Source organism: Pseudocitrobacter cyperus (assembly GCF_039889165.1).
GTDB classification, from domain to species: Bacteria; Pseudomonadota; Gammaproteobacteria; order Enterobacterales; family Enterobacteriaceae; genus Pseudocitrobacter; species Pseudocitrobacter cyperus.
Window position 1 is genome coordinate 13,336 of the sequence record NZ_JAYMYY010000005.1, and the last position, 25,452, is coordinate 38,787.

Consider the following 25,452-nt stretch of genomic DNA (forward strand, 5'->3'; position numbering starts at 1 on the left):
ATTAAAGAAGGGCTGAAACGCTTTCGCGCACCTGCACCGGCCACACGCCACACTGAACCTGTCCAATGTGAGAGAGTTGCAGCAGCAGCATAGTCAGGCGTGACTGGCCAATCCCACCGCCGATAGTCTGCGGCATCTCACCGCGCAGCAGCGCCTTATGCCACTCCAGTTGCAGGCGATCTTCATCACCGGTCAACTGTAGCTGGTGCTGTAGCGCTTTTGCATCAACGCGGATCCCCATAGAAGAGAGCTCAAATGCATCTTCCAGAATCGGGTTCCACACCAGAATATCGCCGTTCAGGCCCGCCAGACCGGATTCGGTCGGGGTACTCCAGTCATCATAATCCGGCGCACGAACGTCATGGCGATGGCCATCAGAAAGCTTACCGCCAATTCCAACCAGGAACACTGCGCCCAGTTCTTTTGCGATAGCGCGTTCGCGGCCTTTAGCATCGAGATCCGGATAACGGCTTAACAGTTCCTGGCTGTGAACAAAGTGGATTTGCTCCGGCAGGAACGGTGCCAGGCCAAACTCTTTGCTTACTGCCGCTTCTGTTTCTTTAATTCCTGCCCAAATCGCCTTCACGGTACTTTCCAGGGTACCGAGATGACGCTCGCCATCACCCATCACGCGTTCCCAGTCCCACTGGTCAACGTAAACGGAGTGGATAGGCGAAAGGCGGTCTTCATCGGGGCGAAGGGCTTTCATGTGCGTGTAAAGCCCTTCGCCCGCGCTGAAGTCGTGTTGTCCCAGGGTTTGACGTTTCCACTTAGCCAGAGAGTGCACCACTTCAAACTGTGCTTCCGGCAGCGTTTTCACTTTCACCTGTACCGCTTTTTCGCAACCAGATAAGTTGTCCTGCGTCCCATCCCCTACGCGGCTCAGCAGCGGTGCCTGCACTTCAATAAGGCCCAACTTTTCTTCTAGCTGGCGAGAGAAGAAGGATTTAACGAAACTAATCTGGCGTTGTTTTGCGATGTAAGCGGTTTTCATTTTTATTACTCCTGCGTCCTGTTGGTTATGATTAAGCAACAGAATGCGGGGTTAATTCAATAATCAACGAACAAAAAGCCCGTTCAACTTTTGATTCGCTAAAATTAAGAGCTAAAATAGAAGGAATCATCATTCTTCATAAGAAAAAGCTATGGAAAATTATCAGATCGACAATCTGGACCGCGGCATCCTCGAGGCCTTAATGGCAAATGCCCGCACCGCCTATGCCGAATTAGCCAAACAATTTGGCGTTAGCCCCGGCACCATTCACGTCCGCGTAGAGAAAATGAAACAGGCGGGCATCATCACCGGCGCCCGAATCGACGTCAGCCCGAAACAACTCGGTTACGATGTTTGCTGCTTTATCGGCATTATATTGAAGAGCGCGAAAGACTACCCTTCAGCGCTGGCGCGGCTGGAAAGCCTCGATGAGGTGACAGAGGCGTACTACACCACCGGGCACTACAGCATCTTTATTAAAGTCATGTGCCGCTCGATCGACGCCCTGCAGCAGGTACTTATCAACAAGATCCAAACAATTGATGAAATTCAGTCCACCGAGACGTTGATCTCCCTGCAGAACCCGATCATGCGGACTATTCGCCCATAACAGACTTTTTTAATCCCGTACTTTTCCACAGGTAGATCCCAGACCGTACACAGCGTACAATACGCCCTCTCTATATAGGTGGGCGGTTATGGCAGATATCACGTTAATCAGCGGAAGCACGCTTGGCAGTGCCGAGTATGTAGCGGAACACCTGGCTGAAAAGCTGGAAGATGCGGGGTTTTCTACCCAAACGCTGCATGGCCCTTTATTAGAGGATCTCACGCCGACGGGGATCTGGTTAGTCATCAGCTCCACGCACGGCGCCGGGGATATTCCCGATAACCTGCTGCCTTTTTATAACGATCTACACGAGAAAAAACCTAACCTCTCACAGGTTCGCTTCGGATCCATAGGTATTGGTAGCCGTGAATATGACACTTTCTGCGGCGCCATCGATAAATTAGATACCGAATTGACTGCCTGTGGAGCGAAGCAGGTAGGTGAGACACTCAAGATCAATGTCCTTGAACATGACATTCCGGAAGATCCCGCGGAAGTTTGGGTCGGATCCTGGGCTAAAAAGCTCAGAGATTTGTAAAGATCTCACTTTATTCTGTGGATAACTCTGGTTAAAACCTTGGATCAACCGGTAGTTATCCAAAGAACAACTTCTGGTCAGTTTTTGAGTTGTGTATAACTCCTCGTTTTGATCCCAGCTTATACGGTACAGGATCACCGATCATTCACAGATAGTGATCCTCCTTAAGCAATTGATCTTAAATAGCGGATCACACTTATCCACAACAGGTGGCGATCCTAATAAGAGATCATAATAGAACAGATCTCTAAATAAAAAGATCTTCTTTTAATTAGCAAAGATCCTGACGCTTTCTCCATCGACTAAAGTTGAGTAGAATCCACGCCCGGGCTTCAATCCATCATCAAACCGCTTTACGCGAGGCAAACCACCATGTTTTATCAGGATCCTTTTGACGTCATCATCATTGGCGGGGGTCATGCAGGCACTGAGGCCGCGATGGCCGCAGCGCGTATGGGTCAGCAAACCCTGCTTTTGACACACAATATCGACACGCTGGGGCAGATGAGCTGCAATCCGGCTATTGGCGGCATTGGGAAAGGACACCTGGTAAAAGAAGTGGATGCACTTGGCGGCCTGATGGCTACCGCGATCGACCATGCGGGTATCCAGTTTAGGATACTAAACGCCAGTAAGGGGCCGGCAGTTCGCGCCACTCGCGCTCAGGCGGATCGTGTGCTCTATCGCCAGGCCGTGCGTACTGCACTTGAGAATCAACCAAACCTGATGATCTTCCAGCAGGCGGTTGAAGATCTGATTGTGGAAAACGATCGTGTCGTCGGCGCCGTTACCCAGATGGGGCTCAAATTCCGAGCCAAAGCGGTCGTGCTGACCGTCGGAACCTTCCTTGACGGCAAAATTCATATTGGACTGGATAACTATAGCGGTGGTCGTGCCGGCGATCCGCCGTCCATTCCACTCTCTCGCCGTCTGCGTGAACTGCCGCTGCGCGTCAGCCGTCTGAAAACCGGGACGCCGCCGCGTATTGATGCGCGCACCATCGATTTCAGTGTGCTGGCGCAACAGCATGGCGATAACCCAATGCCCGTGTTCTCGTTCCTCGGCGATGCGTCTCAGCATCCGTGCCAGGTGCCGTGCTATGTCACGCACACTAACGAGAAAACCCATGACGTGATCCGCAATAACCTCGACCGCAGCCCGATGTACGCTGGCGTGATCGAAGGTATCGGCCCACGTTACTGCCCATCTATCGAAGATAAAGTGATGCGCTTTGCCGACAGAAACCAGCACCAGATTTTCCTGGAGCCGGAAGGGCTGACCTCTAACGAAATTTATCCGAACGGTATCTCCACCAGCCTGCCATTCGATGTGCAGATGCAAATCGTCCGCTCTATGCAGGGGATGGAAAACGCGAAGATCGTCCGTCCGGGTTATGCAATTGAGTATGACTTCTTCGATCCGCGCGACCTGAAACCGACGCTGGAAAGCAAATTTATCCACGGTCTGTTCTTCGCCGGCCAGATTAACGGCACCACCGGTTACGAGGAAGCCGCTGCACAGGGTCTTCTCGCGGGTCTGAATGCCGCTCGTTTCTCTGCCGAGAAAGAGGGATGGGCGCCGCGTCGCGATCAAGCCTATCTCGGCGTACTGGTTGACGATCTCTGCACGCTGGGCACCAAAGAACCGTACCGCATGTTTACCTCTCGTGCCGAATATCGTCTGATGCTGCGTGAAGACAACGCGGATCTGCGTCTGACCGAAGCGGGTCGTGAACTGGGCCTGGTCGATGATGTGCGTTGGGCGCGCTTTAACGAGAAGTTAGAGAATATTGAACGCGAACGTCAGCGTCTGAAATCGACCTGGGTTGCTCCATCCTCCGACTCTGTGGGCGAAGTGAATACTCACCTGAGTGCGCCACTGTCGCGTGAGGCCAGCGGCGAAGATCTGCTGCGTCGCCCGGAAATGACTTACGAACAGTTGACTGCGCTGACCCCGTTTGCGCCTGCGCTCGACGATGCCCAGGCTGCTGAGCAGGTTGAGATTCAGGTTAAATACGAAGGTTATATCGCCCGTCAGCAGGATGAGATTGAAAAACAGCAACGTAATGAGAATACTTTGCTCCCTGCCACGCTGGATTATCGCCAGGTTAATGGGCTCTCTAACGAGGTGATTGCCAAGCTGAACGACCATAAACCGGTTTCAATCGGCCAGGCGTCTCGTATTTCGGGGATTACCCCTGCCGCCATCTCAATTCTGCTGGTCTGGCTGAAAAAACAAGGTATGCTGCGCCGCAGCGCTTAAAGACTGTTCTGGCGGGCGCGTTACGCTTGCCCGCCCTGAAAATTCGTAGGCCGGATAAGGCGAAGCCGCCATCCGGCAAATTATCACCAACAGGTAACTTTCGTGATTAACAAACTCTCTCGTCTACTGGATGAAGCAGGCATTTCGCTTACCGATCACCAGAAAAATCAACTGGTAGCGTATGTCGACATGCTCAACAAATGGAACAAAGCGTATAACCTGACTTCCGTGCGCGATCCTAACGAGATGTTAATCCGTCATATTCTGGACAGCATCGTGGTGGCGCCGTATCTGCAAGGCCAACGCTTTATCGATGTAGGGACTGGGCCGGGTCTGCCAGGTATTCCGCTCTCTATCGTGCGGCCTGAATCACACTTCACGCTGCTCGATAGCCTGGGCAAGCGCGTTCGCTTCCTGCGTCAGGTTCAGCACGAGCTGAAGCTTGAGAACATCACCCCGGTACAGAGCCGGGTAGAAGATTTTCCGGCTGAACCGCCGTTTGATGGTGTTATTAGTCGCGCTTTCGCCTCGCTGACTGACATGGTGAGCTGGTGTAAGCACTTACCTGCAGAGAATGGTGGCTTCTATGCACTGAAAGGGCAGAGGCCTGATGACGAAATCAGCCTGTTACCGGCTGAATTTTCCGTAGAAAATGTGGTTGAACTGCGTGTTCCACACCTGGAAGGTGAGCGTCATCTGGTGACGATTAGAGCAAACAAAAGTTAACTTTTATCAAAAAATATCGGAAAAAACGGCACCCCTGTTTGTTAAAAAGAAACGACAAAAGCAGTGGAACATCTGGTTACATTTAACGACATTTTAACCAGCCAGCATCTGATTTTTAACGTAACTTTTTTTGTTAACAATAAAAATAGTCAATGTGGAAAATATCAGGGTGCTACCAGTTCACTGAGCAAATGAAAATCTGATGTTAAATTTTTATTATAAATGTCAATAAGCTGTTTTTGCTATGTGTGAGTCATTTTTGAAAAGAGTTGTCTCTAATTGCCTTTAAGATCAAAACAATGGGAAGTTATGAATTAAGGCTAATCTTAATAGAGTATCAGCAAAAATGTTTATTATGTGACCTGGCGCACGCTTTATAGTCAGTGTTTTCGCCTTATTTGCAGTTTTGTTCGATCGTTCACACTTTCACAAAAATCGTAAAAACAGGCGTGAGGAAAAATATTTAAACATTTATTCACCTTTTAGCTACTTATTGTTTGAAATCACGAGGCGTCACCGTATAATTTGACCGCTTTTTGATGCTTGACTCTGAGCCTTAAAGAACGTTTTATACGACACGCGGCATACCTCAAAGGGAGCAGGAGTAATAACGTGATGTCATTGTCGCTCGTGAGTCGAAACGTTGCTCGTAAGCTTCTGTTCATTCAGCTCCTGGCAGTAATAGCAAGTGGACTGCTGTTCAGCCTCAAAGACCCCTTCTGGGGCATTTCCTCCGCATGCGGAGGTATGGCAGTATTTCTGCCTAACATGTTGTTTATGATTTTTGCCTGGCGCCACCAGGTACACACACCAGCTAAGGGCCGAGTAGCCTGGACATTCGCCTTCGGTGAAGCTTTTAAGGTGTTGGCGATGCTTGTGTTGCTGGTTGTGGCGTTGGCGGTTTTGAAGGCGGTGTTTTTACCGCTAATCGTGACATGGATTTTGGTGCTGGTGGTTCAGATACTGGCACCCGCTGTAATTAACAACAAAGGGTAAAAGGCATCATGGCTTCTGAAAATATGACGCCGCAGGATTACATAGGTCATCACCTGAACAACCTTCAGATTGATCTGCGTACATTCTCGCTGGTAGATCCGCATAACCCCCCAGCCACCTTCTGGACGCTCAATATTGACTCCATGTTCTTCTCGGTGGTGCTGGGTCTGTTGTTCCTGCTTATGTTCCGTAGCGTTGCTAAAAGAGCAACCAGCGGCGTACCAGGCAAATTTCAGACCGCGATTGAGCTGGTAATCGGCTTTGTTCATGGCAGTGTCAAAGACATGTACCATGGCAAAAGTAAACTCATCGCTCCTCTGGCTCTGACGGTTTTCGTCTGGGTCTTCCTGATGAACCTGATGGACCTTCTGCCTATCGACCTGCTGCCGTACATTGCTGAGCATGTACTGGGCCTGCCGGCGCTGCGCGTGGTTCCGTCTGCGGATGTGAACATTACCCTGTCTATGGCACTGGGCGTGTTCATCCTGATTCTGTTCTACAGCATCAAAATGAAAGGCATCGGCGGCTTCGCTAAAGAGTTGACGCTGCAGCCGTTCAATCACTGGGCTTTCATTCCTATCAACTTAATCCTTGAAGGGGTCAGCCTGCTGTCCAAACCGATTTCTCTCGGTCTGCGACTGTTCGGTAACATGTATGCCGGTGAGCTGATTTTCATTCTGATTGCTGGTCTGTTGCCGTGGTGGTCACAGTGGATTCTGAATGTGCCGTGGGCCATTTTCCACATCCTGATCATTACGCTGCAAGCCTTCATCTTCATGGTTCTGACGATCGTCTATCTGTCGATGGCGTCTGAAGAGCATTAATTTACCAACACTACTACGTTTTAACTGAAACAAACTGGAGACTGTCATGGAAAACCTGAATATGGATCTGCTGTACATGGCTGCCGCTGTGATGATGGGTCTGGCGGCAATCGGTGCTGCGATCGGTATCGGCATCCTCGGGGGCAAATTCCTGGAAGGCGCAGCGCGTCAACCGGATCTGATTCCACTGCTGCGTACTCAGTTCTTTATCGTTATGGGTCTGGTGGATGCTATCCCAATGATCGCTGTAGGTCTGGGTCTGTACGTGATGTTTGCTGTCGCGTAGTAAGCGTTGCTTGAATTAGAAAGCAATATCAGAACGTTAACTAGATAAGAGGCATTGTGCTGTGAATCTTAACGCAACAATCCTCGGCCAGGCCATCGCATTTGTCCTGTTTGTTCTGTTCTGCATGAAGTACGTATGGCCGCCGTTAATGGCTGCCATCGAAAAACGTCAAAAAGAGATTGCTGACGGTCTTGCTTCTGCTGAACGAGCTAAAAAGGATTTGGACCTTGCACAGGCCAATGCGACCGACCAGCTGAAAAAAGCGAAAGCGGAAGCCCAGGTTATCATCGAGCAGGCGAACAAACGTCGCGCCCAGATCCTGGATGAAGTGAAAGCTGAGGCAGAGCAGGAACGTACTAAAATCGTGGCGCAGGCTCAGGCGGAAATTGACGCTGAGCGTAAACGTGCTCGCGAAGAACTGCGTAAGCAAGTTGCTATCCTGGCTGTTGCTGGCGCCGAGAAGATCATCGAACGTTCCGTGGATGAAGCTGCTAACAGCGACATCGTGGACAAACTTGTCGCTGAACTGTAAGGAGGGAGGGGCCGATGTCTGAATTTGTTACTGTAGCTCGCCCCTACGCCAAAGCAGCTTTTGACTTTGCCGTCGAACACAACAGTGTAGCGCGCTGGCAGGATATGCTGGCGTTTACCGCTGAGGTGACGAAGAACGAACAAATGGCAGAGCTTCTCTCTGGCGCGATGGCGCCAGAAACGCTCGCTAAGTCGTTTATCTCCGTCTGCGGTGAGCAACTGGACGAAAATGGTCAGAACCTGATTCGGGTTATGGCTGAAAATAATCGTCTGAGAGTGCTCCCGGATGTTCTTGAGCAGTTCATTCATTTACGTGCCGCCAGCGAGGCGATTGCTGAAGTCGAAGTGACTTCTGCAAATGCACTGAGTGAAGAGCAGCTTGCGAAAATCAGCACTGCGATGGAAAAACGTCTGTCACGCAAAGTGAAGCTGAATTGCAATATCGATAAGTCTGTAATGGCAGGTATTATCATCCGTTCGGGTGATATGGTTATTGATGGCAGCGTACGCGGCCGTCTTGATCGCCTTGCAGACGTCTTGCAGTCTTAAGGGGACTGGAGCATGCAACTGAATTCCACCGAAATCAGCGAACTGATCAAGCAGCGCATTGCTCAGTTCAGTGTTGTGAGTGAAGCTCACAACGAAGGTACTATTGTTTCTGTAAGTGACGGTGTTATCCGCATCCACGGCCTGGCCGATTGTATGCAGGGTGAAATGATCTCCCTGCCGGGTAACCGTTACGCTATCGCACTGAACCTGGAGCGCGACTCCGTTGGTGCAGTCGTTATGGGGCCGTATGCTGACCTTGCCGAAGGCATGAAAGTTAAGTGTACTGGTCGTATCCTGGAAGTTCCGGTTGGCCGTGGCCTGCTGGGCCGTGTGGTTAACACCCTGGGTGCGCCAATCGACGGTAAAGGTGCGCTGGATAACGACGGCTTCTCCGCTGTTGAAGCTATCGCGCCGGGCGTTATCGAACGTCAGTCCGTAGATCAGCCAGTACAGACTGGTTATAAGTCCGTTGATGCCATGATCCCAATCGGTCGTGGTCAGCGTGAACTGATCATCGGTGACCGTCAGACCGGTAAAACTGCGCTGGCAATCGATGCCATCATCAACCAGCGTGATTCCGGTATCAAATGTGTCTACGTTGCTATCGGCCAGAAAGCGTCCACCATTTCTAACGTGGTACGTAAACTGGAAGAACACGGCGCGCTGGCTAACACCATCGTTGTTGTGGCAACCGCGTCTGAATCCGCTGCACTGCAATACCTGGCGCCGTATGCCGGTTGCGCAATGGGTGAATACTTCCGTGACCGTGGTGAAGATGCGCTGATCATTTATGATGACCTGTCTAAACAGGCTGTCGCATACCGTCAGATCTCCCTGCTGCTCCGTCGTCCGCCAGGACGTGAAGCATTCCCGGGCGACGTATTCTATCTCCACTCCCGTCTGCTGGAGCGTGCTGCGCGTGTTAACGCCGAATACGTTGAAGCCTTCACCAAAGGTGAAGTGAAAGGGAAAACCGGCTCTCTGACCGCTCTGCCGATTATCGAAACCCAGGCGGGTGACGTTTCTGCGTTCGTTCCGACCAACGTAATTTCTATTACCGATGGTCAGATCTTCCTGGAAACCAACCTGTTCAACGCCGGTATTCGTCCTGCGGTTAACCCGGGTATCTCCGTATCCCGTGTAGGTGGTGCAGCGCAGACTAAGATCATGAAAAAACTGTCCGGTGGTATTCGTACCGCGCTGGCACAGTATCGTGAACTGGCGGCGTTCTCCCAGTTTGCATCCGACCTTGACGATGCAACCCGTAAGCAGCTTGACCACGGTCAGAAAGTGACCGAACTGCTGAAACAGAAACAGTATGCGCCGATGTCTGTCGCGCAGCAGTCTCTGGTTCTGTTCGCAGCAGAACGTGGTTACCTGGCAGATGTTGAATTGTCGAAAATCGGTAGCTTCGAAGCCGCTCTGCTGGCTTACGTCGACCGTGATCACGCTCCACTGATGCAAGAGATCAACCAGTCCGGTGGCTATAACGACGAAATCGAAGGCAAGCTGAAAGGCATCCTCGATTCCTTCAAAGCAACCCAATCCTGGTAACGTCTGGTGGCCTGCCTTAAGGCAGGCCGCAAGGCATTGAGGAGAAGCTCATGGCCGGCGCAAAAGAGATACGTAGTAAGATCGCAAGCGTCCAGAACACGCAGAAGATCACTAAAGCGATGGAAATGGTCGCCGCTTCCAAAATGCGTAAATCGCAGGAACGTATGGCGGCCAGCCGTCCTTATGCAGAAACCATGCGCAAAGTGATTGGTCACCTTGCAAACGGTAATCTGGAATATAAGCACCCCTATCTGGAAGAACGCGACGTTAAACGCGTGGGCTACCTGGTGGTGTCGACAGACCGTGGTCTGTGTGGTGGCTTGAACATTAACCTGTTCAAAAAAATTCTGGCGGAAATGAAAGGTTGGTCTGATAAAGGCGTTCAGTGCGATATCGCAATGATCGGCTCTAAAGGCGTCTCTTTCTTCAATTCCGTTGGCGGCAACATTGTCGCGCAGGTCACTGGTATGGGGGATAACCCTTCCCTATCCGAACTGATCGGCCCGGTAAAAGTGATGTTGCAGGCTTACGATGAAGGCCGTCTGGACAAGCTTTATATTGTAAACAACAAATTTATCAACACCATGTCTCAGGTTCCTACCATCACTCAGCTCCTGCCGCTGCCTGCGTCAGAAGATGAGGATCTGAAGCGTAAATCCTGGGATTACCTGTATGAACCCGATCCGAAAGCGCTGCTGGATACCCTCCTGCGTCGCTACGTAGAGTCTCAGGTTTATCAAGGTGTTGTAGAAAACCTGGCCAGCGAGCAGGCCGCACGTATGGTGGCGATGAAAGCCGCGACCGACAATGGCGGCAGCCTGATTAAAGAGCTGCAGTTGGTATACAACAAAGCTCGTCAGGCCAGCATTACTCAGGAACTCACCGAGATCGTCGGTGGTGCATCCGCGGTATAACCAGGTTAATTCGTAGAGGATTCAAGATGGCTACTGGAAAAATTGTCCAGGTAATCGGCGCCGTAGTTGACGTCGAATTCCCTCAGGATGCCGTACCGCGCGTGTACGAAGCTCTTGAGGTACAGAATGGTAATGAAGTGCTGGTGCTGGAAGTTCAGCAGCAGCTCGGCGGCGGTATCGTGCGTACCATCGCCATGGGTTCTTCTGACGGCCTGCGCCGTGGTCTGGATGTAAAAGACCTCGAGCACCCGATCGAAGTCCCGGTAGGTAAAGCAACACTGGGTCGTATCATGAACGTACTGGGTCAACCGGTTGACATGAAAGGCGACATCGGTGAAGAAGAGCGTTGGGCTATCCACCGCGCAGCACCGTCCTATGAAGAGCTGTCAAGCTCTCAGGAACTGCTGGAAACCGGTATCAAAGTAATCGACCTGATGTGTCCGTTCGCTAAGGGCGGTAAAGTCGGTCTGTTCGGCGGTGCGGGTGTAGGTAAAACCGTAAACATGATGGAGCTGATCCGTAACATCGCGATCGAGCACTCCGGTTACTCTGTGTTTGCGGGCGTAGGTGAACGTACTCGTGAGGGTAACGACTTCTACCACGAAATGACCGACTCCAACGTTATCGACAAAGTATCCCTGGTGTACGGCCAGATGAACGAGCCGCCGGGAAACCGTCTGCGCGTTGCACTGACCGGCCTGACCATGGCTGAGAAATTCCGTGACGAAGGCCGTGACGTACTGCTGTTCGTCGATAACATCTATCGTTATACCCTGGCCGGTACGGAAGTATCCGCACTGCTGGGTCGTATGCCTTCAGCGGTAGGTTATCAGCCGACCCTGGCGGAAGAGATGGGTGTTCTGCAGGAACGTATCACCTCTACCAAAACGGGTTCTATTACCTCCGTTCAGGCGGTATACGTACCTGCGGATGACTTGACTGACCCATCCCCGGCAACCACCTTTGCGCACTTAGACGCAACCGTGGTACTGAGCCGTCAGATCGCGTCTCTGGGTATCTACCCGGCCGTTGACCCGCTGGACTCCACCAGCCGTCAGTTGGATCCGCTGGTTGTTGGTCAGGAACACTATGATACTGCACGTGGCGTACAGTCCATCCTGCAGCGTTATCAGGAACTGAAAGACATCATCGCCATCCTGGGTATGGATGAACTGTCTGAAGAAGACAAACTGGTGGTAGCACGCGCACGTAAGATCCAGCGCTTCCTGTCCCAGCCGTTCTTCGTTGCGGAAGTATTCACCGGTTCTCCGGGTAAATACGTTTCCCTGAAAGACACCATCCGTGGCTTTAAAGGCATCATGGACGGCGAATACGATCACCTGCCAGAGCAGGCGTTCTACATGGTCGGTTCCATCGACGAAGCCGTGGAAAAAGCCAAAAAACTTTAACGCCTTAATCGGAGGGTGATATGGCAATGACTTACCACCTGGACGTCGTCAGCGCAGAGAAACAGATGTTCTCTGGTCTGGTCGAGAAAATCCAGGTAACGGGTAGCGAAGGTGAACTGGGGATTTACCCGGGTCACGCCCCGCTGCTCACCGCCATTAAGCCTGGTATGATCCGCATCGTGAAACAGCACGGTCATGAAGAGTTTATCTACCTGTCAGGCGGCATTCTTGAAGTGCAGCCTGGTAGCACGACCGTTCTGGCTGATACCGCCATTCGTGGCCAGGATCTCGACGAAGCGCGAGCCCTGGAAGCGAAACGCAAAGCTGAAGAGCATATTAAAAGCTCTCACGGCGACGTGGATTACGCTCAGGCGTCTGCGGAACTGGCCAAAGCGATCGCGCAGTTGCGCGTTATCGAGCTGACCAGGAAAGCGATGTAACACCGGCTTGAAAAGTCGAAAGCCAGTCTGGTTTCCAGGCTGGCTTTTTTTATAGTTAAACCTGTATATATACAAAATAATAATTAATTTTCAAAAAGTTAGCATAAAACAACAGCGCTAATTGTCTCTGCGTTTCCCCGGTGCTATTTTGTCTCTCACGTAACTATTACCATTGTTATTATATGAGGGATCATAACATGCCATTCAAACCATCATTTGAAGGCCCACAATCAGGTCAGTTGAGCGATCGCGCCACATTTATTCGCCGTACTTACACCCATCTTGCTATTGCGGTGCTGGGTTTTATTCTGTTGAGCGCTGTATTAATGAACCTGGGCATCGGAGAGATGATGCTGCAAAGGCTCGCTGCGGGGGGACGTTACGGCTGGCTGGTGGTGCTGGGCGCCTTTATGTTAGTCAGCATGCTGGCGACGCGTCTGGCGGACAATGTAGACTCCGAGAATACGCAGCAGATAGGTCTGGGTATTTATGTTCTTGCTGAAGCGTTGATATTCGCTCCGTTACTGACAATGGCGCGCTATATAAGCCCGGATATTATCCCCGCCGCGGCGCTAACGACGCTGCTATTGGTTTGCGGCCTGACGTTTACCGCGTTCACCACCCGCAAAGACTTCTCATTTATGCGATCGTTTTTAACCATGGCGGGGTTCATCGCTCTGGGCGCGATTGTTGCCAGCGTGATTGTGGGCTTCTCGTTAGGCGTATGGTTCAGTGCGGCAATGGTGCTGCTGTGTGCGGGCTTCATTCTGTACGATATCTCTAACATTATTCATCACTACCCAACCAATCGCCCGGCGGGCGCGGCGTTACATCTGTTTGCGTCCATAGCCACGATGTTCTGGTACGTGTTACGTCTGTTTATGTCTCGCAACTGAACTTAGTCGGCGAGACCCATACAGGTTTCGCCGATCTGTTTCATTTGAACTAAAACTGAAAAGCAGTTTTGATATTTTGTGACATGAATCACAAAAATGTTGATCGATTAAAAAATGAAGAGTAGACTTATTTTTGTGAGTTGAGTCACAAAAATTATCTTCATACAAAGGTGCTATCATGAAACTGATCAACAAAATCATCGCTCTTTTCAGCTCTATGAATATCTCTTTCGGTACTATCAACCACTAAGGTTGGAAGGCTGAAAACTCGTTTGCTGTGTTTCGTTTTGCGCTGTACCGCTAACTAAAACCACAACACATGCGGTGTGAACGAGAAGCAAACGAAAAAGGTCGCCAGATGGCGACCTTTTTTGTTTATGTGCGGCGTTAATTTTTAGTCAGAAAATCCCCGGTCTTAAAGCTGCCATCCGCGTTACGCTCCAGCGGTTGTGGCAGTTCCAGCGAGAGATACTCTTTGCTGTTTACGCTTTTCCCTTCAGTGATAAAGATGTTACTGGCATCAATATTCCCCACCACCGCATCATCATATTTTCCGGGCGTTGTCCGCAGTGAAAGGTTGTCACTGAAGACGCCCTGCGTTGACGCATCGCCGTAGGGGCTCGGGCGGAAGATGTAGTTGAAACGCTGATTGTCGACGGCAACGTTGTTCACCACCACCAGCTTGCCCGGGTTAAAGTTATCGGTGAAACCATCAAGGTGGTTGCCAATGGCAATACTGTTGCGGATCTCATGCGCGACTGGCTGCCCTTCTCCACCTAACTTAAAGCCGTTACTGGTGTTGTTACGGGCGATAGAGTTCTCAATGACTACCACCCCGTTGGCACCGTCTTCAATTTTGTTGAACAGATCGTAGCCGTCATCAATGTTGTCGTGTGAATAACATCCCTCCAGCCGGTTGCCTTCCCCCACGCGCATCTTCACCGCAAAGCCGTCGGCATTGATCTTGCCTGGATCTTCATTGCCGAACGATTCCGAGTTCACAACCCGGTTGTAGCTGGCCCACAGTGGGCGACCCAGTTTATCCGGCGAGGAGATCTGAATCCCGGTATCGTCGTTGCGATAGGCCACAACGTTCTCGATCAGGTTATGGCTGCCCTGAATACGCAAACTCTTATCTGTAATTTCGATACCGTTGAGATGCCAGTAGTTCGCGTCCAGCAACATACCGTGGATCACCGCTTTGCCGTCGGCCGTCAGCGCTTTCGGCTTATCCTTCAGGCCGCTGGCGCTGAGCGGTATATCTGTTTTCGGATAGCTTCCCGCGGCAAGGATAATTTTTCCGCCTGGCGGCAGCAGACTAATGGCCGTATTGAGATCCAACGGCGACGCTTGCGTACCTTTCCCGTCTGCTTTTCCGTCAGGGGAAACATGCAACGTGTTGCCCGTGATTGTCGTGATGAGTTGCACGTCCATGCTCTGTGTTACCGGCTTGCCGTTTGTGGGCGTCCAGCTAATCAGGAAATTATTGTTCTCCTGAAGCTGAGCGGGCAGGGTAAACATTTCGCCTGCCTTCACCGCTTTATCAAGCCCGATCACCACTTCGTTGTGACGCACGGTAAAGTTTCCGTCACCGTTGGCGCGCGCCTGTAGGATGTAATCCTTGCTCAGACTCTTATCCGCGGAAGCAATCTGCATCACCGGCGGCCAGCTTTTCGCCACAAAAGGCGCGGATGCCACGGTTTGCGCAGGAGACGTGGTGAGTGACGCATCGCGAACGGTGATTTTGGCATTGCGTGAGGCGAAGAAGCCAACGTAGTAATGTTGCTTATCCTGCACCGAAATAAGATCGGCGCGTGGCAGTTTTTCGCTGACCCACGCTTCACTGCCCGCAGGGGCCCAGGCGGTAATGAAGCCTTCGTTGGTACGCTCAAGTTTCAGGCGGAAGGTCGGCGTCTTTTGCAGGTCAACTTCTTCTTTGTAGCTCACCTTATTTATCGCTGATCCGGCATTGCCCCAGGGTTGTGTGATGCCTTCGCGCGCGATGGCCTGTAGCTTCACGCGGTGAGCATCTTTTTTGTCCTGCGTCATGATGGCGTTCATCACCATGTTGGATGCGGCCGGGAACTCCTCGTAGCCCTCTTTCAGCGGCTCCTGACGCGGAGTGCCAATCACATCGCGTACCAGTAAACCCGCGCCCTCCTGTGCCGCCGGTTTGGCGCCGTTTTCCGGGCCAAACTGATCGACGGTCACCGTGGCTTGCAGTACAAAGTTTTCCTCTGCGGGGAGTTGGGTGTAGAAGAACGTCAGACCATCATGCGAGTTAGCAATCTTGCCACCGCGGCTTTCGAGGGTAATCGGTTTGCTCAAATCTGCCATGCTGTTCGGGGTGAGCGTTTTACCCTCAATAGAGACGTTGTTCACGCCAACTTTTTCCGGCAGGACGTTAGAAGAGAAATTGACATCGGTCGATTGCCCAAAGGCAATCGCTTTCCAGATTGGTGCATCTGCGGCCTGTGCTGGTAGGGTGATAACGGCGCTGCACAGAGTTAAAGCCAGAGGTAATTTGTTTTTCATATTATATTCCTGAATGGTTTCCCGCTGCGATTATCACCAATTTGAAATGCTGTTTCTTTTTTGCAGGTCACAAAATAGCTTAAATAAAACACCGTTTTATTTCTAAGCGATCTTTATTCAGGTGGCAAAAGAAGAGCCTAAGCAGTGGCATAGCGCGTAATTCGGCGTTCTGGCTAAACTTTTACAAGACAAAACGTTTTATGATGGTCGAAAATGGGCTCAGAAAGGCGTCTAACAACAGACGGTTGACCGTTTTAACAGCAGACCATTTCATGATGAAAAATATGTAGAATTTTCAAGGTGAAATGGGGTTTACTTCCTACTTAATTTACAGACAGGATGCATATGTCTAACAGTACAATGAGCGTCGTGATCCTTGCCGCTGGCAAAGGCACCCGCATGTATTCCGAACTTCCAAAAGTGCTGCACACCCTGGCAGGAAAGCCAATGGTGCAACACGTCATTGATGCTGCCAATAAATTAGGCGCAGCGCAGGTTCATCTGGTGTATGGCCACGGCGGCGAACTACTCAAAAAAACGCTGTCTGACGGCAAGCTGAACTGGGTGCTTCAGGCAGAGCAACTGGGCACGGGCCATGCGATGCAGCAGGCCGCCCCGTTCTTTGCTGATGATGAAGATATCCTGATGCTTTACGGCGATGTACCGCTGATTTCCATTGAGACGCTGCAACGCCTGCGCGACGCGAAACCGCAGGGCGGCATTGGCCTGCTGACCGTCAAGCTCGACGATCCTACCGGCTATGGCCGCATCACCCGCGAAAATGGCAAGGTGACCGGCATTGTTGAGCATAAAGATGCCACTGACGAGCAGCGCCAGATCGCGGAAATTAACACCGGCATTCTGATTGCCAATGGCGCGGATATGAAGCGCTGGCTGTCGAAGCTCAACAACAATAATGCGCAGGGTGAGTTCTACATTACCGACATAATCGCGCTGGCGTATCAGGAAGGGCGTGAAATTGCCGCCGTACATCCTGACCGCCTGAGCGAAGTGGAGGGTGTCAACAACCGCCTGCAACTCTCTCGCCTTGAACGCGTTTACCAGTCTGAGCAGGCTGAAAAGCTGCTGCTGGCTGGCGTCATGCTGCGCGACCCGGCGCGTTTTGATCTCCGTGGTACCCTTTCTCACGGGCGTGATGTCGAAATTGACGCTAACGTTATTCTTGAAGGCGACGTTACGCTTGGCAACCGCGTGAAAATTGGCGCCGGCTGCGTGATTAAAAACGCGGTAATTGGCGATGATTGCGAAATCAGCCCCTACAGCGTGGTGGAAGATGCGCGACTTGACGCCGCCTGCACCATCGGCCCGTTTGCGCGTCTGCGCCCGGGGGCTGAACTGCTGGAAGGCGCGCACGTCGGCAACTTCGTCGAAATGAAAAAAGCGCGTCTGGGTAAAGGCTCAAAAGCGGGTCATCTGTCCTACCTGGGTGACGCGGAAATTGGCGACAACGTCAATATCGGTGCGGGTACCATCACCTGTAACTATGACGGTGCCAATAAATTCAAAACGATAATTGGTGATGACGTGTTTGTCGGTTCTGATACGCAACTGGTGGCACCGGTTACCGTCGGCAATGGCGTGACCATCGCCGCAGGCACCACCGTTACGCGTAATGTTGCTGATAACGAACTGGTTTTAAGCCGTGTACCGCAGGTTCATAAACAGGGCTGGCAGCGTCCGGTAAAGAAAACGTAATACCTGAAATTTGTTGGCCGGGTAAGGCATAGTCGCTATCCGGCAGACACTGGGGATGAGGAGATAACATAATCTCCCGCCCATAAAAGCAGTACCTATAAAAATAACCCCACTCTCTACAAAGGCTCGGGGCGCCCGAAAATACGGGCAAACAGGTTGACCGACAACGACAGGCATATCGCCTAAATCGGAATTAAAAAACTATGTGTGGAATTGTAGGCGCAGTCGCGCAACGTGATGTAGCTGAGATCCTTCTCGAAGGTTTACGTCGTCTGGAATACCGTGGTTACGACTCTGCGGGTCTGGCAGTGGTCGATGAAAAGGGCAACATGACCCGTCTGCGTCGTCTGGGCAAAGTCCAGATGCTCTCTCAGGCGGCGGAAGAACACCCGCTTCACGGCGGCACCGGTATTGCTCACACCCGTTGGGCAACGCACGGCGAACCATCAGAAACCAACGCGCATCCGCATGTTTCTGAACACATTGTGGTGGTGCATAACGGCATCATCGAAAACCATGAACCGCTGCGCGAAATGTTGCAGGGTCGTGGCTATACCTTCGTGTCCGAAACCGACACTGAAGTGATCGCACACCTGGTGCACTGGGAAATGGAACAGGGCGGCACGCTGCGTGAAGCGGTGTTACGCGCTATCCCGCAACTGCGTGGCGCTTACGGCACCGTTATTATGGATACCCGTAATCCGGAAACGCTGCTGGCTGCGCGTTCAGGTAGCCCGCTGGTCATCGGTCTGGGGATGGGTGAAAACTTTATCGCTTCTGACCAACTGGCGCTGCTGCCGGTGACTCGTCGCTTCATCTTCCTTGAAGAGGGCGATATCGCCGAAGTGACCCGTCGCTCTGTTACCGTCTTCGACAAATCTGGCGCAGAAGTAAAACGTCAGGATATCGAATCCAGTCTGCAATATGATGCGGGCGATAAAGGTATTTACCGCCACTACATGCAGAAAGAGATTTACGAGCAGCCGAACGCCATCAAAAACACCCTCACCGGACGCATCAGTCACGGCCAGGTTGATTTGAGTGAACTGGGCCCGAACGCTGACGAACTGCTGGCGAAAGTGGAGCATATCCAGATCATCGCGTGCGGCACGTCTTATAACTCCGGGATGGTTTCTCGCTACTGGTTTGAATCACTGGCAGGGGTTCCGTGCGACGTGGAAATCGCTTCTGAATTTCGCTATCGCAAATCAGCCGTGCGTCGTAATAGCCTGATGATCACCCTGTCTCAGTCTGGTGAAACGGCAGATACCCTCGCGGGCCTGCGTCTGTCGAAAGAGCTGGGATATCTGGGATCGCTGGCTATTTGTAACGTGCCGGGCTCTTCGCTGGTGCGTGAATCCGACCTGTCGATGATGACCAATGCCGGTACTGAAATCGGTGTAGCGTCCACCAAAGCATTTACCACTCAGCTTACCGTTCTGCTGATGCTGGTGGCGAAACTGGCTCACCTGAAAGGTCTCGATGCTTCCGTTGAGCACGACATCGTTCATGGCCTGCAGGCGCTGCCGAGCCGTATCGAGCAGATGCTGTCGCAAGATAAACGCATTGAAGCGCTGGCCGAAGATTTCTCCGACAAACATCATGCGCTGTTCCTGGGCCGTGGCGATCAGTACCCAATTGCGCTGGAAGGCGCGCTGAAGCTGAAAGAGATCTCTTATATTCATGCGGAAGCCTACGCCGCAGGCGAGCTGAAACACGGCCCGCTGGCGCTGATTGACGCGGATATGCCGGTTATCGTGGTTGCGCCGAACAACGAACTGCTGGAAAAACTGAAATCCAACATTGAAGAAGTTCGCGCGCGTGGTGGCCAACTCTATGTCTTCGCTGACCAGGATGCGGCTTTCACCAATAGCGACAACATGCACATCATTGAGATGCCGCACGTTGAAGAGGTGATTGCGCCAATCTTCTACACCGTGCCGCTGCAACTGCTGGCGTATCACGTCGCGCTGATTAAAGGCACCGACGTTGACCAGCCGCGTAACCTGGCAAAATCGGTGACTGTAGAGTAATCACTCACTCAGGCTCCACCTTCGGGTGGAGCTTTTTTACGCCATTCCCCGCCTGAGATTTATGACAATCTGCCATTTTCAGCTACTGTTTCTGATGTCATATAAAGAAAATATTGCTGAAATCTGAAATTCGCAAAACCTGATAACAACTTGAATTTAATAATATTTATATCTATGTTTGCGGTAAGTTCTTCCTTGTCATAAAACTGTCATATTCCATACATATAACTGTCACCTGTTTGTCCTATTTTGCTCACAGTAGCCACTCAAACAATGCTTTATGAATCCTTCCAGGAGACATTATGAAAGTTATGCGTACCACCGTCGCAACTGTTGTCGCCGCGACCTTATCGATGAGTGCTTTCTCTGTGTTTGCAGCAGCAAGCCTGACTGGCGCAGGTGCAACATTCCCGGCGCCGGTGTATGCCAAATGGGCTGATACCTACCAGAAAGAGACCGGTAACAAGGTGAACTACCAGGGGATCGGTTCTTCCGGTGGCGTAAAACAGATCAATGCTCACACGGTTGATTTTGGTGCATCCGATGCCCCGCTGTCTGACGAAAAACTGGCGCAGGAAGGCCTGTTCCAGTTCCCGACCGTTATCGGCGGTGTGGTTCTGGCAGTAAACATTCCGGGTCTGAAGTCTGGCGAGCTGGTGCTGGATGGTAAAACTCTGGGTGACATCTACCTGGGCAAAATCAAGAAGTGGGATGACGAAGCCATCACCAAACTGAACCCGGGTGTGAAACTGCCTTCGCAGAATATCGCCGTGGTGCGTCGTGCGGATGGTTCCGGTACTTCCTTCGTCTTCACCAGCTACCTGGCGAAAGTGAACGAAGAGTGGAAATCGAAAGTCGGCGCGGGCTCTACCGTAAACTGGCCGACGGGTCTTGGCGGTAAAGGCAACGACGGTATCGCCGCGTTCGTCCAGCGTCTGCCGGGTGCGATTGGTTATGTCGAGTACGCTTACGCGAAACAGAATAACCTGGCCTACACCAAAATTGTTTCTGCCGACGGTAAGCCGGTAAGCCCGACCGAAGAGAGCTTCTCTAACGCCGCCAAAGGCGTCGACTGGAGCAAATCCTTCGCCCAGGATCTGACAAACCAGAAAGGTGACGATGTGTGGCCGATTACCTCCACCACCTTCATCCTGGTACATAAAGAGCAGAAGAAACCTGAGCAGGGTGTTGAAGTACTGAAGTTCTTCGACTGGGCTTACAAAAACGGCGCGAAACAGGCTAATGACCTGGATTATGCTTCACTGCCGGACAGCGTGGTAGAACAGGTTCGTGCAGCATGGAAAACCAGTGTGAAAGACAGCAGCGGTAAAGCGCTGTACTAACGGGAAATATTGACGAAAATGGCGGGTAGCGCTGCGCTAACCCGCCCTACGGTTAACACTGTAGGCCCGATAAGCGTTTGCGCCATCGGGCAACTTCGTAAAACGCGTTTAACGGAAAGAGTGATTTATGGCTGCAACCAAGCCTGCTTTTAACCCTCCGGGTAAAAAGGGTGACATGATCTTCAGCGCACTGGTAAAACTGGCTGCGCTGATTGTGCTATTGATGTTGGGCGGCATTATCGTGTCCCTGATCATCTCCTCCTGGCCGAGCATCGAAAAATTCGGTTTCTCATTCCTGTGGACCAAAGAGTGGGATGCGCCGAATGATATTTACGGTGCACTGGTTCCTATCTACGGCACCCTCGTCACCTCGATTATCGCGCTGCTGATCGCCGTTCCGGTGAGCTTCGGCATCGCGCTGTTCCTGACGGAACTTGCTCCCAACTGGCTGCGTCGCCCGTTGGGTATCGCCATTGAACTGCTGGCGGCTATCCCGAGTATCGTTTACGGCATGTGGGGCCTGTTTATCTTTGCCCCGCTGTTTGCCACGTATTTTCAGGAGCCGGTCGGCAACGTACTTTCTAATATCCCGTTTGTTGGCGCACTGTTCTCCGGCCCGGCATTTGGTATCGGGATTCTGGCGGCTGGCGTGATCCTCGCCATCATGATCATTCCGTACATCGCGGCGGTCATGCGCGACGTATTTGAACAAACCCCGGTAATGATGAAAGAGTCGGCCTACGGCATCGGCTGTACCACCTGGGAAGTTATCTGGCGTATCGTCCTTCCGTTCACCAAAAATGGGGTGATTGGCGGCATTATGCTGGGCCTCGGTCGTGCGCTGGGTGAAACCATGGCCGTCACCTTTATCATCGGCAACACCTACCAGCTCGACAGCGCCTCGCTGTACATGCCGGGCAACAGTATTACCTCGGCGCTGGCGAACGAATTTGCCGAAGCGGAATCGGGGCTGCACGTTGCGGCGCTGATGGAACTGGGTCTGATCCTGTTCGTGATTACCTTTATCGTGCTGGCGGCATCTAAGTTTATGGTGATGCGCCTGGCGAAAAATGAGGGGGCGCGTTAATGGCTACGCTCGAAATGCAAAACACCGCGGCCCTGGCGGAATCTCGCCGCAAAATGCAGGCGCGTCGTCGTCTGAAGAACCGTATCGCGCTGACGCTTTCCATGGCGACGATGGCGTTCGGTCTTTTCTGGCTTATCTGGATCCTGATGTCCACCGTCACTCGCGGTATCGACGGTATGTCGCTGGCGTTGTTTACCGAAATGACGCCGCCGCCGAATACGGCGGGTGGCGGGCTGGCGAACGCTCTGGCGGGCAGCGGTCTGCTGATCCTTTGGGCTACCGTTTTTGGTACGCCGCTCGGCATCATGGCTGGCATCTACCTGGCGGAATATGGCCGTAAATCTGTGCTTGCGGAAATCATTCGTTTTATCAACGACATCCTGCTTTCCGCACCGTCAATTGTGGTGGGTCTGTTTGTCTACACCATTGTGGTGGCGCAGATGCAGCACTTCTCCGGCTGGGCCGGGGTGATCGCGCTGGCGCTGTTGCAGGTACCTATCGTCATTCGTACCACGGAAAACATGCTCAAACTGGTGCCGGACAGCCTGCGTGAAGCGGCTTACGCGCTGGGTACGCCGAAGTGGAAGATGATCTCGGCGATTACGCTGAAGGCGTCCGTTTCAGGGATCATGACCGGTATCCTGCTGGCGATTGCCCGTATCGCGGGTGAGACTGCGCCGCTGCTGTTTACCGCGCTCTCGAACCAGTTCTGGAGCACTGACATGATGCAGCCGATCGCCAACCTGCCAGTCACCATCTTTAAATTTGCGATGAGCCCGTTTGCCGAGTGGCAACAACTGGCCTGGGCCGGGGTATTGATTATTACCCTGTGCGTACTGCTACTGAATATTCTCGCGCGCGTTATTTTCGCGAAGAAGAAACACGGTTAATAGATTGCCTGATAAGCGAAGCGTAATCAGGCACGATGAGGAAAAGATTGAGATGAGTATGGTCAATACTGCCCCGGGTAAAATTCAGGTTCGTGATTTGAACTTCTACTACGGCAAATTCCATGCCCTGAAGAACATCAACCTGGATATCGCGAAAAACCAGGTGACGGCGTTTATCGGGCCGTCCGGCTGCGGTAAATCCACGCTGCTGCGTACTTTCAACAAAATGTTTGCCCTCTACCCGGAGCAGCGAGCGGAAGGGGAAATTCTGCTCGATGGCGACAACATCCTGACCAACACCCAGGATATCGCCCTGCTGCGGGCGAAAGTAGGCATGGTGTTCCAGAAACCAACGCCGTTCCCGATGTCGATTTACGACAACATCGCCTTTGGCGTGCGCCTGTTTGAAAAGCTCTCGCGCACCGATATGGACGAGCGCGTGCAGTGGGCGTTGACCAAGGCCGCATTGTGGAACGAAACCAAAGATAAACTGCACCAGAGCGGGTACTCTCTCTCTGGTGGTCAGCAGCAGCGTCTGTGCATTGCGCGCGGTATCGCCATTCGCCCGGAAGTATTGCTGCTGGATGAGCCCTGTTCTGCGCTTGACCCGATTTCTACCGGGCGAATTGAAGAGCTGATCACCGAACTGAAACAGGATTACACCGTCGTTATCGTCACCCACAACATGCAGCAGGCTGCGCGTTGCTCGGATCACACGGCGTTTATGTACCTGGGCGAGCTGATTGAGTTCAGCGACACGGATGCACTGTTCACTCGCCCGGCGAAGAAACAGACTGAAGATTATATTACTGGCCGCTACGGTTGATTTGCCTTAGTGCATGTGGAGAAACCATGGACAACCTCAATCTTAATAAACATATTTCCGGCCAGTTCAACGCTGAACTGGAAAGTATCCGCACCCAGGTAATGACCATGGGCGGCATGGTGGAGCAGCAGCTCTCCGATGCGATTACCGCGATGCACAACCAGGATAGCGAACTGGCAAAACGCGTGGTGGAAGGTGACAAACAGGTCAACATGATGGAAGTTGCCATCGACGAAGCCTGTGTGCGTATTATCGCTAAACGCCAGCCGACGGCGAGTGACCTGCGCCTGGTGATGGCAATCATCAAAACCATCGCTGAACTGGAACGTATTGGCGACGTTGCCGATAAAATCTGCCGCACGGCGCTGGAGAAGTTCTCTTCTCAGCACCAGCCGCTGCTGGTGAGCCTGGAATCCCTCGGCCGCCACACGGTGCAGATGCTGCATGACGTGCTGGATGCTTTCGCGCGTATGGATCTCGACGAAGCGGTACGTATCTACCGCGAAGATAAGAAAGTCGATCAGGAATATGAAGGCATCGTGCGTCAGTTGATGACGTATATGATGGAAGATCCGCGCACCATTCCAAGCGTACTCACCGCGCTGTTCTGCGCACGCTCTATCGAGCGTATCGGCGACCGCTGCCAGAATATCTGCGAATACATCTTCTACTTCGTGAAGGGGCAGGATTTCCGCCACGTGGGCGGCGATGAGCTGGATAAACTGCTGGCGGGGAAAGACCCGAAAGAGTAAGCCTTCCTTCCGGTTTAGCAAAGCGCGCGATCGGTTCCCTCTCCCTGTGGGAGAGGGTTAGGGTGAGGGGCAAATCAACGCACAATATCCCACCCGCGCGCTTTCCACAGTCCTGGCAACTGTGCCAAATCGGTAAACGTCGTCACTTTGGGATGATCAATCGGCTTGTTATGCGGGTCGGCGCAGAAGTAGAACACCTCCATTCCCGCATCTATTCCTGACTGCGCGCCCGCGCTGGAATCATCCACCAGAATGCACTTCTCCACGTTGACGTTCATCGCCTTCGCCGCATGGAACATCAATGCCGGGTCAGGCTTCCAGCGCTGAATATCGTAGCCGCTGAACAATTTCTCCGGGAAATGGTGCAGCATCGCCAGCTTTCCTAATGAGTGATTCATCTTGCTGACCGGGCCGTTAGAAACCACGCACATCGGCACTTTCATGGCGTTCAGAAGGGTATCCGCGCCGGGGATGATCTCCAGTTCCGAATCGAACAGACGTGCGACCTCGGCGCGATAAACCGGCTCCAGATCGGCACGAGCCAGGTTTACCCCGTGCTCGGCGTTAATGATGTCGATGATCTCGTAGAGTTTCACGCCTTTAAAACGTTTAAAGATCTCTTCCAGATCGAGCGTAATGCCAAACTCTTTGAACATATGGACATACGCGCGAGAACAAATCACTTCGCTGTCGACCAGCGTACCGTCACAGTCGAAAAATACTGCTTCAATCCCGGACATA

General features: G+C 52.2%; 24 protein-coding genes. 21 read left to right on the top strand and 3 right to left on the bottom strand.

The annotated features are described in order from the left end of the window. Position 1 precedes the first annotated feature (1 nt). Complete coding sequence (asnA, locus tag VSR74_RS15950) at positions 2 to 994, bottom strand: aspartate--ammonia ligase (protein WP_347795632.1); 993 nt, start codon at positions 992 to 994, stop codon at positions 2 to 4. Positions 995 to 1,145: 151 nt separating this feature from the next. Here asnA and asnC point away from each other — a divergent pair, with 151 nt between their 5' ends. The 14 genes from asnC (at position 1,146) to VSR74_RS16020 (ending at position 13,529) form a co-directional block, all read left to right on the top strand. Continuing rightward, positions 1,146 to 1,604, top strand: coding sequence for a transcriptional regulator AsnC (gene asnC / locus VSR74_RS15955; RefSeq protein ID WP_347795633.1), 459 nt, complete (start codon positions 1,146 to 1,148; stop codon positions 1,602 to 1,604). 88 nt (positions 1,605 to 1,692) lie between these two features. Further along, complete coding sequence (gene mioC, locus VSR74_RS15960) at positions 1,693 to 2,142, top strand: FMN-binding protein MioC (protein ID WP_347795634.1); 450 nt, start codon at positions 1,693 to 1,695, stop codon at positions 2,140 to 2,142. 372 nt (positions 2,143 to 2,514) lie between these two features. After that, a complete protein-coding gene (mnmG, locus tag VSR74_RS15965) occupies positions 2,515 to 4,404 on the top strand; it encodes a tRNA uridine-5-carboxymethylaminomethyl(34) synthesis enzyme MnmG (protein ID WP_347795635.1) in 1,890 nt (629 codons plus the stop codon). Positions 4,405 to 4,506: 102 nt separating this feature from the next. Further along, positions 4,507 to 5,130, top strand: coding sequence for a 16S rRNA (guanine(527)-N(7))-methyltransferase RsmG (gene rsmG, locus VSR74_RS15970; protein ID WP_347795636.1), 624 nt, complete (start codon positions 4,507 to 4,509; stop codon positions 5,128 to 5,130). A 615-nt stretch (positions 5,131 to 5,745) separates the two neighbouring features. Beyond that, positions 5,746 to 6,126, top strand: a complete 381-nt coding sequence (gene atpI, locus VSR74_RS15975) for a F0F1 ATP synthase subunit I (RefSeq protein WP_347795950.1) — start codon at positions 5,746 to 5,748, stop codon at positions 6,124 to 6,126. Positions 6,127 to 6,134: 8 nt separating this feature from the next. Continuing rightward, a complete protein-coding gene (atpB, locus tag VSR74_RS15980; RefSeq protein ID WP_347795637.1) occupies positions 6,135 to 6,950 on the top strand; it encodes a F0F1 ATP synthase subunit A in 816 nt (271 codons plus the stop codon). Positions 6,951 to 6,996: 46 nt separating this feature from the next. Then, positions 6,997 to 7,236, top strand: coding sequence for a F0F1 ATP synthase subunit C (gene atpE, locus VSR74_RS15985; RefSeq protein WP_000429386.1), 240 nt, complete (start codon positions 6,997 to 6,999; stop codon positions 7,234 to 7,236). Between the two features lie 61 nt (positions 7,237 to 7,297). Further along, entirely contained in the window at positions 7,298 to 7,768 is a 471-nt protein-coding gene (atpF, locus tag VSR74_RS15990; protein ID WP_015966592.1) for a F0F1 ATP synthase subunit B, read from the top strand. A gap of 14 nt (positions 7,769 to 7,782) precedes the next feature. After that, entirely contained in the window at positions 7,783 to 8,316 is a 534-nt protein-coding gene (gene atpH, locus VSR74_RS15995; RefSeq protein WP_347795638.1) for a F0F1 ATP synthase subunit delta, read from the top strand. 12 nt (positions 8,317 to 8,328) lie between these two features. Next, positions 8,329 to 9,870, top strand: coding sequence for a F0F1 ATP synthase subunit alpha (gene atpA / locus VSR74_RS16000; RefSeq protein ID WP_015966594.1), 1,542 nt, complete (start codon positions 8,329 to 8,331; stop codon positions 9,868 to 9,870). Between the two features lie 50 nt (positions 9,871 to 9,920). Continuing rightward, a complete protein-coding gene (gene atpG / locus VSR74_RS16005) occupies positions 9,921 to 10,784 on the top strand; it encodes a F0F1 ATP synthase subunit gamma (protein ID WP_015966595.1) in 864 nt (287 codons plus the stop codon). A gap of 26 nt (positions 10,785 to 10,810) precedes the next feature. After that, positions 10,811 to 12,193 (top strand): F0F1 ATP synthase subunit beta, encoded by a 1,383-nt coding sequence (gene atpD / locus VSR74_RS16010; protein WP_035893613.1) that lies wholly within the window; start codon positions 10,811 to 10,813, stop codon positions 12,191 to 12,193. Positions 12,194 to 12,213: 20 nt separating this feature from the next. Further along, positions 12,214 to 12,633 carry a F0F1 ATP synthase subunit epsilon gene (locus VSR74_RS16015; RefSeq protein ID WP_347795639.1) on the top strand — a complete coding sequence of 140 codons (420 nt, stop codon included), beginning with the start codon at positions 12,214 to 12,216 and terminating at the stop codon, positions 12,631 to 12,633. A 197-nt stretch (positions 12,634 to 12,830) separates the two neighbouring features. Beyond that, positions 12,831 to 13,529, top strand: a complete 699-nt coding sequence (locus VSR74_RS16020) for a Bax inhibitor-1/YccA family protein (RefSeq protein ID WP_347795640.1) — start codon at positions 12,831 to 12,833, stop codon at positions 13,527 to 13,529. Positions 13,530 to 13,916: 387 nt separating this feature from the next. Here the strand turns inward: VSR74_RS16020 and VSR74_RS16025 are convergent, their stop codons facing one another. Then, entirely contained in the window at positions 13,917 to 16,064 is a 2,148-nt protein-coding gene (locus VSR74_RS16025) for a right-handed parallel beta-helix repeat-containing protein (protein WP_347795641.1), read from the bottom strand. Positions 16,065 to 16,409: 345 nt separating this feature from the next. Here VSR74_RS16025 and glmU point away from each other — a divergent pair, with 345 nt between their 5' ends. The 7 genes from glmU to phoU all read left to right on the top strand — a co-directional run bounded on the left by glmU (position 16,410) and on the right by phoU (position 24,711). Next, a complete protein-coding gene (gene glmU / locus VSR74_RS16030; protein WP_347795642.1) occupies positions 16,410 to 17,780 on the top strand; it encodes a bifunctional UDP-N-acetylglucosamine diphosphorylase/glucosamine-1-phosphate N-acetyltransferase GlmU in 1,371 nt (456 codons plus the stop codon). 203 nt (positions 17,781 to 17,983) lie between these two features. Beyond that, on the top strand, positions 17,984 to 19,813 hold the full coding sequence (gene glmS, locus VSR74_RS16035) for a glutamine--fructose-6-phosphate transaminase (isomerizing) (RefSeq protein ID WP_347795643.1): 1,830 nt from the start codon (positions 17,984 to 17,986) through the stop codon (positions 19,811 to 19,813). Between the two features lie 302 nt (positions 19,814 to 20,115). Continuing rightward, the gene (gene pstS / locus VSR74_RS16040) at positions 20,116 to 21,156 is read left to right on the top strand and encodes a phosphate ABC transporter substrate-binding protein PstS (protein ID WP_347795644.1); all 1,041 of its coding nucleotides are present in this window, start codon (positions 20,116 to 20,118) and stop codon (positions 21,154 to 21,156) included. A 127-nt stretch (positions 21,157 to 21,283) separates the two neighbouring features. Next, on the top strand, positions 21,284 to 22,243 hold the full coding sequence (gene pstC / locus VSR74_RS16045; RefSeq protein WP_108476249.1) for a phosphate ABC transporter permease PstC: 960 nt from the start codon (positions 21,284 to 21,286) through the stop codon (positions 22,241 to 22,243). After that, entirely contained in the window at positions 22,243 to 23,133 is an 891-nt protein-coding gene (gene pstA, locus VSR74_RS16050) for a phosphate ABC transporter permease PstA (RefSeq protein WP_347795645.1), read from the top strand. The genes pstC and pstA overlap by 1 nt, the downstream gene beginning before the upstream one ends. Positions 23,134 to 23,185: 52 nt before the next feature. After that, positions 23,186 to 23,959: a phosphate ABC transporter ATP-binding protein PstB gene (gene pstB / locus VSR74_RS16055; protein WP_015966605.1), complete on the top strand. Its 774-nt coding sequence runs from the start codon at positions 23,186 to 23,188 to the stop codon at positions 23,957 to 23,959. A gap of 26 nt (positions 23,960 to 23,985) precedes the next feature. Continuing rightward, entirely contained in the window at positions 23,986 to 24,711 is a 726-nt protein-coding gene (gene phoU / locus VSR74_RS16060; protein ID WP_149463804.1) for a phosphate signaling complex protein PhoU, read from the top strand. A 74-nt stretch (positions 24,712 to 24,785) separates the two neighbouring features. Here phoU and yieH read toward each other — a convergent pair whose 3' ends face one another. After that, entirely contained in the window at positions 24,786 to 25,451 is a 666-nt protein-coding gene (gene yieH, locus VSR74_RS16065; RefSeq protein ID WP_347795646.1) for a 6-phosphogluconate phosphatase, read from the bottom strand. Between the last annotated feature and the right edge of the window lies 1 nt (position 25,452).

Excerpts from the sequence above, each read along its gene's own strand:
- VSR74_RS16025 (WP_347795641.1), bottom strand. The coding sequence starts at position 16,064 with ATGAAAAACAAATTACCTCTGGCTTTAACTCTGTGCAGCGCCGTTATC.
- atpA (WP_015966594.1), top strand. The coding sequence starts at position 8,329 with ATGCAACTGAATTCCACCGAAATCAGCGAACTGATCAAGCAGCGCATT.
- atpE (WP_000429386.1), top strand. The coding sequence starts at position 6,997 with ATGGAAAACCTGAATATGGATCTGCTGTACATGGCTGCCGCTGTGATG.
- pstA (WP_347795645.1), top strand. The coding sequence starts at position 22,243 with ATGGCTACGCTCGAAATGCAAAACACCGCGGCCCTGGCGGAATCTCGC.
- atpB (WP_347795637.1), top strand. The coding sequence starts at position 6,135 with ATGGCTTCTGAAAATATGACGCCGCAGGATTACATAGGTCATCACCTG.
- pstS (WP_347795644.1), top strand. The coding sequence starts at position 20,116 with ATGAAAGTTATGCGTACCACCGTCGCAACTGTTGTCGCCGCGACCTTA.
- asnC (WP_347795633.1), top strand. The coding sequence starts at position 1,146 with ATGGAAAATTATCAGATCGACAATCTGGACCGCGGCATCCTCGAGGCC.
- asnA (WP_347795632.1), bottom strand. The coding sequence starts at position 994 with ATGAAAACCGCTTACATCGCAAAACAACGCCAGATTAGTTTCGTTAAA.
- glmS (WP_347795643.1), top strand. The coding sequence starts at position 17,984 with ATGTGTGGAATTGTAGGCGCAGTCGCGCAACGTGATGTAGCTGAGATC.
- atpG (WP_015966595.1), top strand. The coding sequence starts at position 9,921 with ATGGCCGGCGCAAAAGAGATACGTAGTAAGATCGCAAGCGTCCAGAAC.
- glmU (WP_347795642.1), top strand. The coding sequence starts at position 16,410 with ATGTCTAACAGTACAATGAGCGTCGTGATCCTTGCCGCTGGCAAAGGC.
- VSR74_RS16020 (WP_347795640.1), top strand. The coding sequence starts at position 12,831 with ATGCCATTCAAACCATCATTTGAAGGCCCACAATCAGGTCAGTTGAGC.
- mnmG (WP_347795635.1), top strand. The coding sequence starts at position 2,515 with ATGTTTTATCAGGATCCTTTTGACGTCATCATCATTGGCGGGGGTCAT.
- phoU (WP_149463804.1), top strand. The coding sequence starts at position 23,986 with ATGGACAACCTCAATCTTAATAAACATATTTCCGGCCAGTTCAACGCT.
- atpH (WP_347795638.1), top strand. The coding sequence starts at position 7,783 with ATGTCTGAATTTGTTACTGTAGCTCGCCCCTACGCCAAAGCAGCTTTT.
- mioC (WP_347795634.1), top strand. The coding sequence starts at position 1,693 with ATGGCAGATATCACGTTAATCAGCGGAAGCACGCTTGGCAGTGCCGAG.
- VSR74_RS16015 (WP_347795639.1), top strand. The coding sequence starts at position 12,214 with ATGGCAATGACTTACCACCTGGACGTCGTCAGCGCAGAGAAACAGATG.
- yieH (WP_347795646.1), bottom strand. The coding sequence starts at position 25,451 with ATGTCCGGGATTGAAGCAGTATTTTTCGACTGTGACGGTACGCTGGTC.
- pstC (WP_108476249.1), top strand. The coding sequence starts at position 21,284 with ATGGCTGCAACCAAGCCTGCTTTTAACCCTCCGGGTAAAAAGGGTGAC.
- atpI (WP_347795950.1), top strand. The coding sequence starts at position 5,746 with ATGTCATTGTCGCTCGTGAGTCGAAACGTTGCTCGTAAGCTTCTGTTC.
- pstB (WP_015966605.1), top strand. The coding sequence starts at position 23,186 with ATGAGTATGGTCAATACTGCCCCGGGTAAAATTCAGGTTCGTGATTTG.
- atpD (WP_035893613.1), top strand. The coding sequence starts at position 10,811 with ATGGCTACTGGAAAAATTGTCCAGGTAATCGGCGCCGTAGTTGACGTC.